This window comes from Paenibacillus thiaminolyticus, from assembly GCF_003591545.1.
GTDB lineage: Bacteria > Bacillota > Bacilli > Paenibacillales > Paenibacillaceae > Paenibacillus_B > Paenibacillus_B thiaminolyticus_A.
In genome coordinates this window covers 108,200-121,578 of the sequence record NZ_QYZD01000010.1, presented here as the reverse complement: position 1 = coordinate 121,578, position 13,379 = coordinate 108,200, and the positions used below count along the sequence as shown (strand labels likewise).

The following is a 13,379-nucleotide window of genomic DNA, read 5'->3' as shown; positions in this document are numbered from 1 at the left end:
CACTCCTTTGAACGGGAACATTTGTTTCTATCATACGATTAGGAACGGTTGTTGTCCATTGGAGGTTATTTCCGATAAGAGATCTGTTCGGGGACCAGCATACGGAGGCGGGACGCCTTGAACCATTGCCAGCAAAACAGCGAGACGAGCATAATCTCGATCGCATCGCCGCCGTAGTACATCAGCATGCTGCCTGCCTCTGCTTGCGCCGTGGGCACGCCTGCAGGCGGACGGGCATAAAGATGCTTGGACAAGACGGCATGCGCGCCCATCCCGGTTACCAGCACGACCGCCCGGTACATGAAGCTTGTCCGGTAAGGCATCGGATCGATATAGATGATGGATACGGTGAACAGGTACCCGGCAAGAAAAAGATGCAGGTGAACGAGTGCATGCACGCTGACATGATGCTGCATCAATAAGTAGATGTCCGTCGTATAAAGGGCCCATAATCCTCCCACATTGAGCACGGCGGCAATCACCGGATCATGCAGCAGTCGTATGGGGCGGCTCTTCAGGATACGGGCAATCCGGCGCGAATAGACGACAGGCAGCGTTCTCAGGAGAAGCCTCATCGGGGAGGCCAGCGCGATCAGAAGCGGGGCCAGCATGCCCAGCAGCAGATGGCCGATCATATGCGCCGTGAAATCGTCATGGGCGCGAGCAGCGATCGGTCCGGCGATCGAAGCAGCGGCGCAGGCGAGTCCCGCGTACCAGCATAGATGTCGATACAGCGGCCACGGCTTGTGCTTGCCGCCGGATATGACCGCAGCCGTACTGTACAGCAACGCCAAGAGTGCCCACAACCCGGTCGCCCACAGCTCAACCGCCGAGCCGCTGTCAATGCGAAAATGCGAATGCAATCGAGTCCATCCTTCCTACTCTGATGTCCGACGTCCGCGAATGAGGAGAATAACGCCGGAGATGATCATGGCTGCTGCAATAAGATTCCAGATCCAGTCGTAGATGTACACATTATCCACGTACCGAATCTGGTGAAGGCGCATCAGCTTGTGTTGGATGATTCCGTCGTAAAGTTGGAATGCGCCGCCGCCCAGCAGCACGCCGCCCCACCACAGGCCTGCCTGCCAAGCTCTTTGCCGGTGCAGAGCGGCCAGCATGAACGAGCTTCCGATCGTAGCGAACCAACTGAAGGCATGGAATAAGCCATCCGAGACTAAGCCGATGTCGCTCGTGGACTTGTCATAGAAATGGTGCCAATGCAATAATTGATGAAAGACCGTTTCATCCAAAAAACCGACCAACCCGAGACCGAACAGGATGCCTGACCAGAAAATTTCGTCTCGAAGCGGAGAGGGCTTTGGATGAATCCGGTCTGATTTGTTCCGCTTTCATGTTGTCTCCTTTGTATTATGCATGATCTTATCTTCAATATTTCCATTTTGCTGCCGGGATAACCGAGGCGGCTGCAATCCCTATCAGGAGGTGTGCATTACATATGAGTATGGATTCCCGGATCAGGAGTCTTTCCGACCATTATGACATAGGACGTTGGGCGCGGATCGAGCCAGTGGCGTAAGGTACGACCTCGGATGCCAAGCTCGTCACGACGGATACGGGCCGGTATATACTACGCCGGATAAGAGATGAGGAGCAAGGGCGAACCGAGTATGAAATTTCCCGTCGGCTCTATCCGCTCGATATCGCTCCGGAAGTGCTTACCGCGAAGGAGGGTCTCCCGTATAGTTCAGTTGGGCGATGCCTGCTATAATCTGCAGCGGTTCACCGAGCATGAGAATCTCTTGGATGACGAGCACCGGAATGATGCCGAGCTCGGGAGGACCTTATCGCTGTTCACGGGTGCCATGACAGATATTCGGACGCTCACCGGGCAGAGAGATCGCTTTGATTTGCAGCGCATGTGGGACGAGGTTTCCGCTTCGCATGCCGGGGACGCCGTATTCGGCTGCTGGAGGAACCAGTGAAGCGGTGCCTTGGCTATGCCGAGAAGGTGAGCGGTTATATCCATGGCGATCTTGGGGCATGGAACCTGCTTCTGCTTAAGGGACGGGTCTATATCATCGATTTCGGCGAGGTCCGCTTGGGCGACCGTCATTTTGATGCGGCCGCGGCGCTTGTATCGACGGCTGCGGGCCATATTAGCCATTCAACCACCTGGCTCATTCAACCTCTTGTTCCAGGCATTTTTCACAACCCAATACACACCTCCTGCCACGATGATCAAGGCCGCAGCATAGAGGCCGTACCGGTACAGCAGTTCTCCGACGGCTTCCACCCGGCTCCCCAATGCCCGCCCCATGCTGAAGAACAGCAAGGTCCATACGAAGCCGGCCGAATAGGCATACAGGGCGTAACGCCTGAATGTCATCTTGTTCACGCCGGCCAGGTACGGGATGACATGCCGGACGACGGGAAGAAAATAACTGAGGCAGATCGCGAGGCTGCCGTATTTCCGAATCAAGCTTTCGGATACCTCAAGATAGCGATCCATCCGGCTTCTGCGCCGGAGCCGATCCAGAATTGGGACGCCGATGCCTCTCCCGATCATGAACCCGACCGACAAGCCGGACACGACGCCGAGATAGGTCAGAACAAAGGCGGGCAGCGGGAGCAAAATATTCATTCCCGAGACGGCTCCGCCCGTCAAGACGATCACTTCGTCAGGAACCGGCATCCCGACAATGCCGAGCCAAAGCGCGAAGAATAAGGCGGCATATCCGAATTGCCCGACCCAATGAAGCAGAAGATCAGCATTCATGGAGATTGCCCTTTGTTCGGCACACGTATACGAAGGCAGGGGGCAGGTTGAGCAGAACGAACTTCATATCTTCGATTTCGAAGCGCGCCGCCAGCTGCTTTTTCATCTGAAGCGAATATTGAAAGGCGACGAACCACCCTCCAGGCGTGAGCGAGGCCTCGATCTGGCCGAGGATCTGATCGCGCACCGTCTGCGGGAAATTGAAGAAGGGCAGGCCGCTCAAAATGCAGTCCAGATGAGAGACGCCATACTTCCGGATAACCGTTAGCATCTCTTCCGCGCTCGGGTAACATAAAAAAGCGGGATAGTTGCTGGCCAGAAACTCGCGCATAATCTGATCCTGCTCGAATAAAAACACCTTCGTAGAAGGAGCCGCAACCTGCCGGATACGATCCGTAATAGCCCCCGTGCCGGCGCCCAGCTCCGCCGCATACCTCACCTGTTCCCATGGAACGGCATCGGTCATGGTGCGGGCGAGCAGCGTTGAGCTTGGAATAATGCTCCCGATTTGTTTTGGCTGATGAATGAATTTTTGCAAAAATAACTGTTTTTCGTGTATCATGATTGCTCTTGTCTCCTTTTCTTGAGTAATTCCCGGTAGTTCGCCCCTGAGGCGAGGATGACTCCGGCCATCCAGTACGTGAAGACGGCGACGAACCAGCCGGCGAACAGATCGGCTATCACATGCTGCTTCACAAAAAGCGTTGACAATATTATGGCCGCGGCGGTGAAGCGGATGAAATGGCGTGTCCTCGCCTGGAACACCAATGAACTTCTGTACATGAGACAGCTCGTCAAGACGTGAATGCTTGGAAAACAGTTGTACGGCATATCCGTCCAATAAATGATCCTTACTAACGTATCGAACATTCCCGAGCCTTCAATGTCTGGACGCGCAACCGTAGTCTGAAAGAAAAAGTAGGTCATATAGCAAATGACAAGTCCAAGACAGAGCGCCAGCAGCGTTCGATAATAGACGGAGGGCCGCCGGCGGAACAGAAAAAACAGCGTTAGTATGATAAAGGGATACCAAACGATGTAAGGAACGATGAATTCCGGGACAAAAGGAATGCGTTCATCCCAGCCGGTAGACAGCGAGTAAGTGCGCGGCCCGGGCCGGTTCTGAATTCCGTAGAATATGTTCAACACGGGGATGGCCAGCATCCAGAGCAATGGCCTGTATTGGGTCCAAGTTATCTTTTGTCTCATAACAATCCCTTCCTGATTTGTATGATGTATCCTATGGTTCCCCGAACAAGCGGAGATCATCCAAGCTTTTCCTGATGAAGGAACGAGCAGCGAGTCCGGCCGTACTCTGCCATCTCTTCCTGTTGCTCTTATCGTATCCGACAAAAGTAAGATCCCTCTGAAGAAATTCTGAATGATTTCTAAAGATGAAAGCTGCGCCGGACGGCAGCGCAAGACATAGCGGACAGCAGATGTGGCAGTGGTGTCGGCAGTGTCCCGCTTGCGCTCGCAGAAGTGTTATTTCTGATGATAAGGCGGATTGCCGGAAAAGGATACGACAGACAGAGAGGAAGCAGGGATGCCAATGAAGTACTTCGCAATCTTGCGGCATGCTGTTCGCCAGGTGCAGCCGCGGCAAAAAGAATGGACGAAAGTGTATTCCGGTCTTGTCCAACCCGGAGATGCATTCGTGTTCGATTGCAGACCGCGCTCCTCGCACCGGCGGCGGCATGAAGCCAGCATCTTCGGGGAGTAATCGACGCCCTCCACATTCAAGCCGGTTCCAACAGCGCGATCAGGATGCGGCCCAAACCGGCCATCGCTTCCAGAATCGGTCCTAGGCACGCCGCAAGCCGCTCCCGGTAGTAGATATCTCCGCCAATCGATTGCCTAACCTCTTTCCTCAGATCATAGACCTCGGTGCATAATTCCCCATAGGAGCTAAAAGACATCGTAGTTATCTCCCATGATTATGTAATTCTACCATACCGTACTATGACTTCTGCTATCCGTCAATCGCGGCTAATAGAGCAGAAAGGCAAGCAGCACAGAAGGCGCATCGTTGAAGATGCGCCTTCACGGTGTGACGGATAGCGGAATCGCTAATTAATGGCTCCGCAGGCGATGCGATCGCCCGAGTTGCCGGCCGGGTCGGTAACATAGTCATCCGGTTGCGCATGGATGATTAAGGCTGTGCCGCCAGGACGGATAAGCGAATTGGGCTTGCCCTTCTCCAGCGTAACGGCCGTGGTCGACATGGTCACTTCTACCTTGCCGTCTGCGTCCACGTCGAGGTTCGGCAGATCGCCGGCATGGAAGCCCTTCGGGTTGTCGAAGCCGTGCTGCTTATCATGCGGATTGAAATGAGCCTCGGCGGTCTTGAAATCCGGCGGATCGCATCGGCCTACGGAATGGAAGTGAAAGCCATGGAGACCCGGCGGCAGCTTGTGCGCCTTGATGGTAACCTGCACCTTATCCCCGATTTGCATAAGCTTAGCCATTCCGATTTGCTCGCCTTTGGTGTTAATGATTTTTACGTCTGCGACGGACGAATTGTCGTCGGCGGCAGCCGCTTGGAAGCTCCAGGCGCTTATGATAAGCGCGCTTCCCAACATACATACGAACGCAAGTTTTTTCATAGTGACCTCCTTGTTAGTAACCGGCGTTATATAGTAGTGTGTCACAATAATTAGAAAAAGATAACAACCGCAAACGCATCAGCTTGTTCATTTATTACGCTACGGCAAGAAATATAGGATGACCATAAAAAAAGGAAAAATAGAGCCGAAAAGTTCGTGATCCTTTGTCTTTGCTTGTTGAAGTTTGCGCTTCTGAACAAAAACTGCGTATAATAATCATTATACGCAGTTATTTAGGCGCTGCGGAATGACGATAAAGGAGTATAGATTGGCAATGAATCTGACCCGTCATGAGTTAACCGCGCTGTATGAAGAGCCGCTGGAAGGATTCCGATTATGGATGGCCAATGCGGGGTATACCGAATATACACAGCGCAATTACATAGGCGATGTGAGGCAGTTCCTGCGCACGCTGAACGGCAAGCCCGTCGAGGAAGTGACCAAGATGCAGGTGCTGGCTTTCTTCGCGCAGGTCAAGGCTTCCGGCGTCAGCGATGCGACCCGGAACCGCAAGCATTGCGCGCTGACCAGCTTCTACCGGGCGCTGAACGAGCTGGAATGGACCAGCGTCAATCCCGCGCTCGGCGTGAAGAAGTCGAAGACGGAAATGAACCGGGCTCCCGTCTATTTGGAGCCGGAGCAGCTGCAGACGATGCTGACGCATGCAGGGGGCAAATATTATAACCGGAATCTCGCCATTTTAATGCTGATGGCCTATGCCGGCCTGCGGGTAGGGGAGGTGCACCGGCTGAATGTGGGCGATTATCATCCGGAGCGGCATACGCTGGAGGTACTCGGGAAAGGGCGCAAATGGCGGACCGTCCCGCTTCCGGCGGCGGTGGCGGAGCAGCTCCAACTCGCGCTGGAAGAGCGCTTGACGCCGTGGCGAGCGGGCGAGGATGCGCTGTTCATCTCGCAAAAAGGACGCCGGCTGTCCATCCGCAACATTCAATATATCGCCGAGCAGGCATTCGAAGGATTGGCAGCGGAAGAGGGCGTCATAACACCGGGACGCGGACGATCCTATTCCTGCCACAAGCTGCGCCACTCGTTCGCGACCTTGCTGCTGCGAAGCGGCGCGGATATCCGCACCGTGCAGGATATGCTCGGACATGCCTCGATTCAGACGACGACCGTCTACACTCATGTATCTGACAAGCAGAAGCAAGAAGCGGTCGAGCGATTGCTTCCTTATATAAGAATGAAGGGAACTGAAATCGAGCATGATGGAAATAACGGTTAAGGAACAGTGAAATGGAACACTCTGCACCGGATTCTGCCTTCGCGTCTATTAATAAACATAATATATATTATGTAAACTATAATCCGGGAGGAGGAACACGATGAATTTGATCAAGCTGCGCGCGCAAGCCTTGCTTCGGAATAAAAGGCTGATGCATTTCATTAAAATAGTGTTCCCGATCGCCGTTATTGTTTTTGTTATTTTCCAGGGCAAAAAGGAATTGGCGCATTTCTCGATCAAAAAATCGCTGCATGCGATCCGTTTGTTGTCCGGTGATTATTTTACGGGATTAATTGTTGCTGGAGGCTTGGCCGTTTCCTGCATGGTTTTCTATGATGTGCTGCTGCTGTGCTCCATCCGGGTGCCGTTCCGCTGGGGAAGAGTGTTCCGCGTCTCCTGGATCGCCAATACGTTCAACGGCATCTTCGGCTTCGGCGGCATTGCCGGCGTCGGCGTGCGGACGATACTCTACCGCGAGTCGGTCGGAGAAGTAGGACGCTTGCTGCTGGCTATCGCCTGGATGGCTCCGTCGATGATTAGCGGGTTGTCGATTCTCGGCATTCTCGTGATGTTCGGCGTATTTCCCGCGTTCAGTCTGCTCGCGGTCAAAGGATGGCTCTGGATCACCTTGATCGGGGTGGCGCTGTTCTTCCCGGCGTATATCCTGTTCTCGCAATGGAAGGGGCGGCGGCATGCCAATGCGAAGATTACATTGGGCTATACGATCGTGTCGTTCGCTGAATGGCTGGCAGCGGGCTCGGTCGCTTATCTGATCTTGTACATGCTGGGCAGCGAGGTCACGTATCCCGAGGTGATCGGCGTGTTCACGGTCAGCGCGATCGCCGGCCTGATCAGCATGGTTCCCGGCGGCTTCGGGACCTTCGATATTACTTATCTCATCGGGCTCCAAGCGATTGGCGTGGCCGACAGCACCGTCTTTACGGCCTTGCTGCTGTACCGGATTGTCTATTATTTCATTCCTTTTGCCTTGGGGCTGATCTTCGCCGCCTTCGAATTCGGCGGCGTGGCGGTCAAGCGGTTCGAGGATCATCCGACGATCGGCTCCTACATAGAAACCGGAAGCATTATCTGGTTCATCCAGCGCTCGCTGTGGAATTCGCTGTCCGCCTGGTCGGTCGTCATTCTGATGTTCATGACATCATTTTTTCTTACGCTCTACACGCTCACCGTGCCGCAATGGGAGCGAAGCGCGTTCATGCTCCCGCTGATCTACGGGGATCACGGAGATTTCTACCCGCTGGTGAACGGAATCGTGCTGGGGGCGAGCCTCTTGATTATGCTCATGCTCAAGGGGCTGTTCGAACGGACGATCCGTGCCTATATCGTGACATTGCTGTCGCTCGGCCTATGCACGATAATGACGTTCCTGCTCGGGACGACGATTCGGCATACGCTGTGGCTCGTCGGTATGCTCCTTGTCTTCGTGCTGTTGCGTTCACAGTTCAACCGCTACCGCTACCCGCTCACGAAGGCGACGATCATTGTCACTAGCATCTTGATGACCTTGTTCCTGCTCAGCTATGCGCTTATGGGCTATCTGCTCGGCGAGATCCATCTCGAGCCGGCGTATGCGAGCTCGACATTGAGCTATGCGGAATTTACGACGACGCTGCTGACGGGGCTCGTGACCGCGCTGCTTTTGTATTCAATGGCGTATTTCGCCTTCGAGCGCCATCAGCGGGAGCCGCTCGGACGAGCCTGGATTCCGGAGGATGATGCGCTCCTCCAGGGGCCGAACGGCTGGCTGTACCGCCGCTTGCCGGGCAAGCGGGTCTTCAATGCCAGCACCGGCAAGCTTCCGCTTCCGTTCCTGATCCGGAACCGGAGAGCGATTCTATTCGGATGTCCGCCGTCCCGGCGTCATCCGGAAGCGATGCAGCTATCGCTCGCCGACCTGTACGAGCAGGCGGATCGCTACGGCCTCGATATCGTCTTCTTGCAGGCCGGCGTCGAAGAGATGCCGATGCTGCATGATTTCGGCAATGATTTTTTCAAAATGGGGGAGAGCGCGCGCCTCGATATTCCCGGTACACGCATCAGCCTGCCCCATGCGCCGCATGAGCTGCTGCCGCTGCCGCTCGATGCGCAGCGCCTCCGGGAGCTGACGCATGTCGTCCAGCATCAGTACGAGGCGGTGCCCCCGGGCTACCTGGCTTCGCTTCGGCGCCTGCTGTCGACCGAGGACCCGGATCTGCGGCTGCTTCTGCTGCATGGCGAACCGGATCGCTGCATCGGATATGCCGTCTACCGCATTCACCCAGCCGGGAAGGCGATGATCGTCGAGGATATCCGCACCCGATTCAGCGTGGCGCGTCCGGAGCATGAGGAGCCGCTCGGCCAACTGCGCGATCTGCTGCTGTGGCAGGGGCAGCGCCATCACTGCGTCCGGCTCGTATCCGGTCTCATTCCGCTCTCCCATGTGGAGACGAACCGGGCTCCGCGCCTCTGGTCCGAGCGGGCCGCGACCGCGATATTCCGCCGCATTCGCGATCTGTATCCGCTGTCTCAGCAGCGCGCCTTGTGGGAAGCGTTCGGGCCGGTCGTCTGGGAGCCGCAGTATATCGCTTTCCTGAAGCAGCGGCAGTTGAACTGGACAATATGGCGCATCACGCGCTCGCTCAGCCAGGTGCGGAAAGGATCGTCCGGCATGAGGAAATGAAACTTTTAGGAAAATCACTCAAAAGGACTGGGAGCGCCTCCCGGTCTTTTTTTATGGAGAAAACCGCTTACAACGCCGCTTTCCACCCGCATCTGCCTCTGGGCGGTTCGGGGCTGCTTTGCTACAATGGTAAGGAAAAGACATCATCGGTAGACTTAATAAGGGTGGTTTTGTATGCTTGGATTTGCGATTTTGCTTGGTTTTCATCTTGTGGGGACCGGATTGCATGCGCTGCTTCATCTGCCGCTTCCGGGGAACGTCATTGGTCTCATCTTATTTTTGATCTCGCTCGGCTTCGGCTGGGTGAAGCTTGAATGGGTAGAGCGGTCGGCCCAGTTCCTGCTTGACCATATGCTCTTATTCTTCATACCTTATGTCGTGGGTGTCATCGCCTTCCTTCCCGTGCTGGAATCGCATGGATGGAGCATCGCCGCAGGCATTGTCGGCAGTACGCTGCTCGTCTTGTGGGTGACCGGCTTCACCGCCGCGAAGCTGCAGAAACCCGTCCAGAAGCCCACCCGCCAGGAAGTTCGAGTGAATGGGAAGGAGGAGACGGCATGACCGACGTGATCTGGTCGCAGCAACCGTTGTTCGGCATCGCCGCCACGATTGTCGTCTATGCTCTGGCCAGGCTGATCCACTCCCGGGTATCCTGGGTGCATCCGATTCTGTTCTGTTCCGTCATCCTGATCGGATTCCTCTGGATCGGCGACATTCCGCTGACCGATTATCAGGTGGGCGCCGATATGCTGTCGCTTCTTCTCGGGCCGGCCACTGTTGCGCTTGGGGTTCCTATTTACAAGCACCGGCATCTCGTGAAGCGGCAGTTCAAGGCGATCGTGCTCTCGATTACATGCGGCTCCCTCGTCGGCGTCGTCAGCGTGGCGGCGCTGATGGTCAGTCTCGATGGGGCGCGCGACGTCGTGCTGAGTATTCTTCCGAAGTCGGTCAGCTCTCCTATCGCTGTGGAGATCTCGCGCACGATCGGCGGCATGCCTGAGCTGTCTGCCGTCTTCAGCGTCGTCACGGGCGTCATCGGCAGCATGTTCGGGATGCTGTTCCTCCGCCGGACAGGGATCAAGGACAATGTCTCGCTCGGCTTGGCGATGGGAACGGCCGCACACGGCTTCGGCACCTCGCGCAGCCTGGCTGAATCGGAGATGCAGGGCACATTCAGCGGCCTGGCTATGGGGCTGGCCGGTCTGATTACATCGGTGCTGTTCATACCGCTCTATTTATTTTTGTAAGTCGAATAGGAACTAGGAACCGCCGAAGCGCGTACCGCTTCACATTGCAGAGAGCCTGTGAGGGCTCTCTTTTTATATGACCGGGAGGCTATATGCGCCTGGATGGGAGAAGATATGCGCTCGCATGAAGAAGCTGCTCTTGTGTCAGGGCGGATGTTTCTATCGTGGCGGTGCAGGGTAAATAGGAAGTGGTTTATCATTATAAAAAAATACCAGAAACTGATCGGAAAGTAATTCGTACTATGGTACATAAAGGAGTTGAAGCTGAATGAAAGCAACGCTATGGGCATGGGGAATTCTGCTCGGATTAAGTCTCCCTACGATCGCCGGGGCAGCCGGCACCTATTCTGCGGAAGAAGCGTTCCGGGACCCGAATACCGGAGCGATCTATTATAATGTAACGCGTGCGGACGACAAGGGCTTCGATCAACGCGTCGTCGTCAAGACGACGGATGGGCAATGGAAGCAATGGGACGAGAAGATTCGCCGCATGTATACGGCGCCGGAACGGAACGAGCCTCTGCTGGAGACTACATATCAGGACCATGTCGAAGGCGGCATGCAGTACGCGTTCGATCCGAATGATCAGGAAGTGGTAAAGGGCAAATGGTTCGAGCCTTCGCCGAACGGCGCTTGGGGCCTGCATCAGCGCAAATATACCGAGACCAGCCAGCAGGGCGGAAGAAAACCAGTATACAGCTATCTGTTGAAAAACAATAAAACGGGCGCGACGAAGGAGTGGCTGCAGACGAATCAAGACGCGCAGGCCACCTGGCTGCATGACAACCGCATCGTATACAGCCGCATCAGCGATCAGGCAAAGCAGGAAGAAATTCTCGTCTATAACCCGGCGAACGGCAAAACGGAACGAGCGGTGCTCGGCAATCTGAAGGGAATTCATCCGGATTCCGGCCTGATCGTATACTCCGAGAACAAGCCGGAGCGGCCGCTGTTCCTGTACAACTTGAACACGGGCGAATCGAAGCCGATCAAGGACTGGGCGGAAGCGGAGACATATTTGCCGGAGCCGGCGGAAGCGAGAGATGCGACGTCCGATCTGCCGGAAGATTTCGATCTGGATGCCATTCCGGTCGAGAAGCTGCCAGTGAAGGTCCGCGCGGCTTATATGGTGAAGCTTGACGATGCGGAGGCCGGCGTGCCTGTTGCGTTCGAGGAGCAGGGCCAGATGCGCATTCCGGTGAAGGCGCTCGCGGGGAGTCTCGGCTGGAGCATTGCGAGGCTGCCGGCTAAGGCTCCCGATTACCGGTACAAGCTGACGAATGGCAGCAAGTCGGTCGAGCTGAACAGCGGCAACAGCCTGCTGCAGGAAGGATCGCTTTATATTACGCCGGAGATCATCGCCAAGCTCGGTTACAAGTCGGTTCAGGTTCAAGAATCATCATGAAGGGATGAAGGGGCCTTGAAGCCGCATATTGGATGAGCGGAACACCTCAACGTGGTTGGGGCGTTTTGTGGCATGGGGCAGCCCGATGCCGAAGCGGAGCAGTCGAGCCTAATTTTATGGGCGGGGATATTAGGGATAGTTTACGGTATGATAAAAGTACAGCAGAATGATATGAGAACTGCGGCGGAATGAATTGCCCGGCCCTTCGCAAGTTAGAATGAAGCCCGATTCAGAAATGGAGATGACTTGAATGCAAAAAATTACGACTTTTCTTATGTTCGAAGGACAGGCTGAAGCGGCGATGAATTTATACACCTCTTTGTTCGCTGATGGTGAGATTGTGAGTCTCGTTCGCCATGACGGCAGCGGGGGAGGCGAGGAAGGAAAGGTGCTGCACGCGGTCTTTACGCTGAATGGACAGACATTTATGTGCATCGATAGCAGCATAAAGCATGAGTTCGCCTTCACGCCTTCGATGTCGCTGTTCGTGGACTGCGAGAGCGAGCAGGAAATTGATGAGCTGTACGCCAAGCTGTCGGATGGCGGGCAAGTGCTGATGGAGCTGGCTCCTTCGTCGTTCAGCAAGAAATTCGGTTGGGTGAATGACAAATTCGGCGTCTCCTGGCAGCTGAACCTGGCCAACAACGGATAATATAGCGGGATCGGAGGTAGGGCGGTTATCTCCGATCTCTCTTTTATCATATTGTGATTTTTTTCACATATTATAATGCAAATTCATGTTATAGTAGAACCATAAAGAAGAAGGAGTGAGAACGATGAAAACCTTCAAAACATTCGACGTTCATAAGCATACCAATAACGTAACCCGCAACTACCTCCAACTGTGCTATATGTGCGACGACAATCATCGCTGCACGACGGAGAACGAGTGCAAACAGTGTTGGGAAGAGAATGGAGCCGTTCCAGAGCAACAAGACGACACTCGCGATTTGCTGCAAGCTTACTACGCCTAATCGAGGCTGACTCAAGAAATGATAGCTTTGAACACCCAACTTTGTGAAAAGAATAACTTTCCAATTGCGGTTCACCCCTTTTAAGGCCAACCTTTGCGCTTCCGCCAGAGGATTGGCCTTTTACCGTGTGAGGGGGAAAGGGCGGGCCGCTGCGGCATGGCGTACATATTGAAGGAAGTGATACAATAGAAACAGGCCGTTGGAAAACCCCCGTTTTTTACGAAGGGGTGGAGATGTCCATTTACACAATCAAAACTTGGCACTCAGAGCGTTTATGTCGATTTTTTCTACTGAGAGACGAGCTCCACTATATAAAAAATGAAATGGCGAAAATCCCATAGGCTTCTCAACGGCCTGATTTTACGGGATCCAAGAGACCGCGTCGGATCCTGGGGGCATCATCGCCTTCAGGAAGCATCATTGCCTTCTGGAGGCATCGTTGCCTCCTGGGGCTTGAACGTGTGGAGGGAATTGCTGCTATTTT

Annotated in this window: 15 protein-coding genes and 2 pseudogenes; 10 read left to right on the top strand and 7 right to left on the bottom strand. The window is 54.7% G+C overall.

The genetic code is table 11. From position 1 onward, the window contains the following. Nucleotides 1-65: 65 nt before the first annotated feature. Both DQX05_RS13205 and DQX05_RS13200 read right to left on the bottom strand, forming a co-directional pair. On the bottom strand, nucleotides 66-863 hold the full coding sequence (locus tag DQX05_RS13205; RefSeq protein ID WP_119794080.1) for a cytochrome c oxidase assembly protein: 798 nt from the start codon (nucleotides 861-863) through the stop codon (nucleotides 66-68). Nucleotides 864-878: 15 nt separating this feature from the next. Next, a complete protein-coding gene (locus DQX05_RS13200; RefSeq protein ID WP_119794079.1) occupies nucleotides 879-1,331 on the bottom strand; it encodes a DUF2243 domain-containing protein in 453 nt (150 codons plus the stop codon). Nucleotides 1,332-1,631: 300 nt separating this feature from the next. Here DQX05_RS13200 and DQX05_RS13195 point away from each other — a divergent pair, with 300 nt between their 5' ends. Continuing rightward, nucleotides 1,632-1,946, top strand: coding sequence for a hypothetical protein (locus DQX05_RS13195; RefSeq protein ID WP_147385183.1), 315 nt, complete (start codon nucleotides 1,632-1,634; stop codon nucleotides 1,944-1,946). Continuing rightward, nucleotides 1,883-2,086, top strand: a pseudogene (locus DQX05_RS33140) (phosphotransferase); the annotation flags it as partial. The gene DQX05_RS13195 and the pseudogene DQX05_RS33140, both read left to right, overlap by 64 nt. 42 nt (nucleotides 2,087-2,128) lie before the next feature. Here the strand turns inward: DQX05_RS33140 and DQX05_RS13185 are convergent. The 3 genes from DQX05_RS13185 to DQX05_RS13175 are packed head-to-tail and all read right to left on the bottom strand — an operon-like array spanning nucleotide 2,129 to nucleotide 3,949. Next, complete coding sequence (locus tag DQX05_RS13185; protein ID WP_119794077.1) at nucleotides 2,129-2,740, bottom strand: DedA family protein; 612 nt, start codon at nucleotides 2,738-2,740, stop codon at nucleotides 2,129-2,131. Beyond that, the gene (locus tag DQX05_RS13180) at nucleotides 2,730-3,302 is read right to left on the bottom strand and encodes a class I SAM-dependent methyltransferase (protein WP_119794076.1); all 573 of its coding nucleotides are present in this window, start codon (nucleotides 3,300-3,302) and stop codon (nucleotides 2,730-2,732) included. Before DQX05_RS13180 ends, DQX05_RS13185 begins: the two co-directional genes overlap by 11 nt. After that, nucleotides 3,299-3,949 (bottom strand): phosphatase PAP2 family protein, encoded by a 651-nt coding sequence (locus DQX05_RS13175; protein WP_119794075.1) that lies wholly within the window; start codon nucleotides 3,947-3,949, stop codon nucleotides 3,299-3,301. Before DQX05_RS13175 ends, DQX05_RS13180 begins: the two co-directional genes overlap by 4 nt. A 343-nt stretch (nucleotides 3,950-4,292) precedes the next feature. On the opposite strand from DQX05_RS13175, the gene DQX05_RS30720 reads away from it, so the two are divergent. Next, entirely contained in the window at nucleotides 4,293-4,463 is a 171-nt protein-coding gene (locus DQX05_RS30720) for a hypothetical protein (protein WP_182914737.1), read from the top strand. On the opposite strand, the pseudogene DQX05_RS13170 reads toward DQX05_RS30720, so the two are convergent. After that, nucleotides 4,400-4,659, bottom strand: a pseudogene (locus DQX05_RS13170) (class I SAM-dependent methyltransferase); the annotation flags it as partial. The gene DQX05_RS30720 and the pseudogene DQX05_RS13170 overlap by 64 nt on opposite strands. 150 nt (nucleotides 4,660-4,809) lie before the next feature. Continuing rightward, nucleotides 4,810-5,346: a superoxide dismutase family protein gene (locus tag DQX05_RS13165; RefSeq protein WP_119794074.1), complete on the bottom strand. Its 537-nt coding sequence runs from the start codon at nucleotides 5,344-5,346 to the stop codon at nucleotides 4,810-4,812. A gap of 274 nt (nucleotides 5,347-5,620) precedes the next feature. Here DQX05_RS13165 and DQX05_RS13160 point away from each other — a divergent pair, with 274 nt between their 5' ends. The 7 genes from DQX05_RS13160 (at nucleotide 5,621) to DQX05_RS13130 (ending at nucleotide 12,895) form a co-directional block, all read left to right on the top strand. Then, the gene (locus DQX05_RS13160; RefSeq protein WP_119794073.1) at nucleotides 5,621-6,589 is read left to right on the top strand and encodes a tyrosine-type recombinase/integrase; all 969 of its coding nucleotides are present in this window, start codon (nucleotides 5,621-5,623) and stop codon (nucleotides 6,587-6,589) included. A 100-nt stretch (nucleotides 6,590-6,689) separates the two neighbouring features. Then, entirely contained in the window at nucleotides 6,690-9,269 is a 2,580-nt protein-coding gene (locus DQX05_RS13155; protein ID WP_119794072.1) for a flippase-like domain-containing protein, read from the top strand. A 174-nt stretch (nucleotides 9,270-9,443) separates the two neighbouring features. Next, nucleotides 9,444-9,830 carry a CidA/LrgA family protein gene (locus DQX05_RS13150; RefSeq protein ID WP_119794071.1) on the top strand — a complete coding sequence of 129 codons (387 nt, stop codon included), beginning with the start codon at nucleotides 9,444-9,446 and terminating at the stop codon, nucleotides 9,828-9,830. Then, nucleotides 9,827-10,516 carry an LrgB family protein gene (locus tag DQX05_RS13145; RefSeq protein WP_119794070.1) on the top strand — a complete coding sequence of 230 codons (690 nt, stop codon included), beginning with the start codon at nucleotides 9,827-9,829 and terminating at the stop codon, nucleotides 10,514-10,516. The genes DQX05_RS13150 and DQX05_RS13145 overlap by 4 nt, the downstream gene beginning before the upstream one ends. Nucleotides 10,517-10,784: 268 nt before the next feature. Then, nucleotides 10,785-11,921 (top strand): hypothetical protein, encoded by a 1,137-nt coding sequence (locus tag DQX05_RS13140; RefSeq protein ID WP_119794069.1) that lies wholly within the window; start codon nucleotides 10,785-10,787, stop codon nucleotides 11,919-11,921. A gap of 250 nt (nucleotides 11,922-12,171) precedes the next feature. Beyond that, on the top strand, nucleotides 12,172-12,573 hold the full coding sequence (locus DQX05_RS13135; protein WP_119794068.1) for a VOC family protein: 402 nt from the start codon (nucleotides 12,172-12,174) through the stop codon (nucleotides 12,571-12,573). A gap of 124 nt (nucleotides 12,574-12,697) precedes the next feature. After that, on the top strand, nucleotides 12,698-12,895 hold the full coding sequence (locus DQX05_RS13130; RefSeq protein WP_119794067.1) for a hypothetical protein: 198 nt from the start codon (nucleotides 12,698-12,700) through the stop codon (nucleotides 12,893-12,895). Nucleotides 12,896-13,379 lie beyond the last annotated feature (484 nt).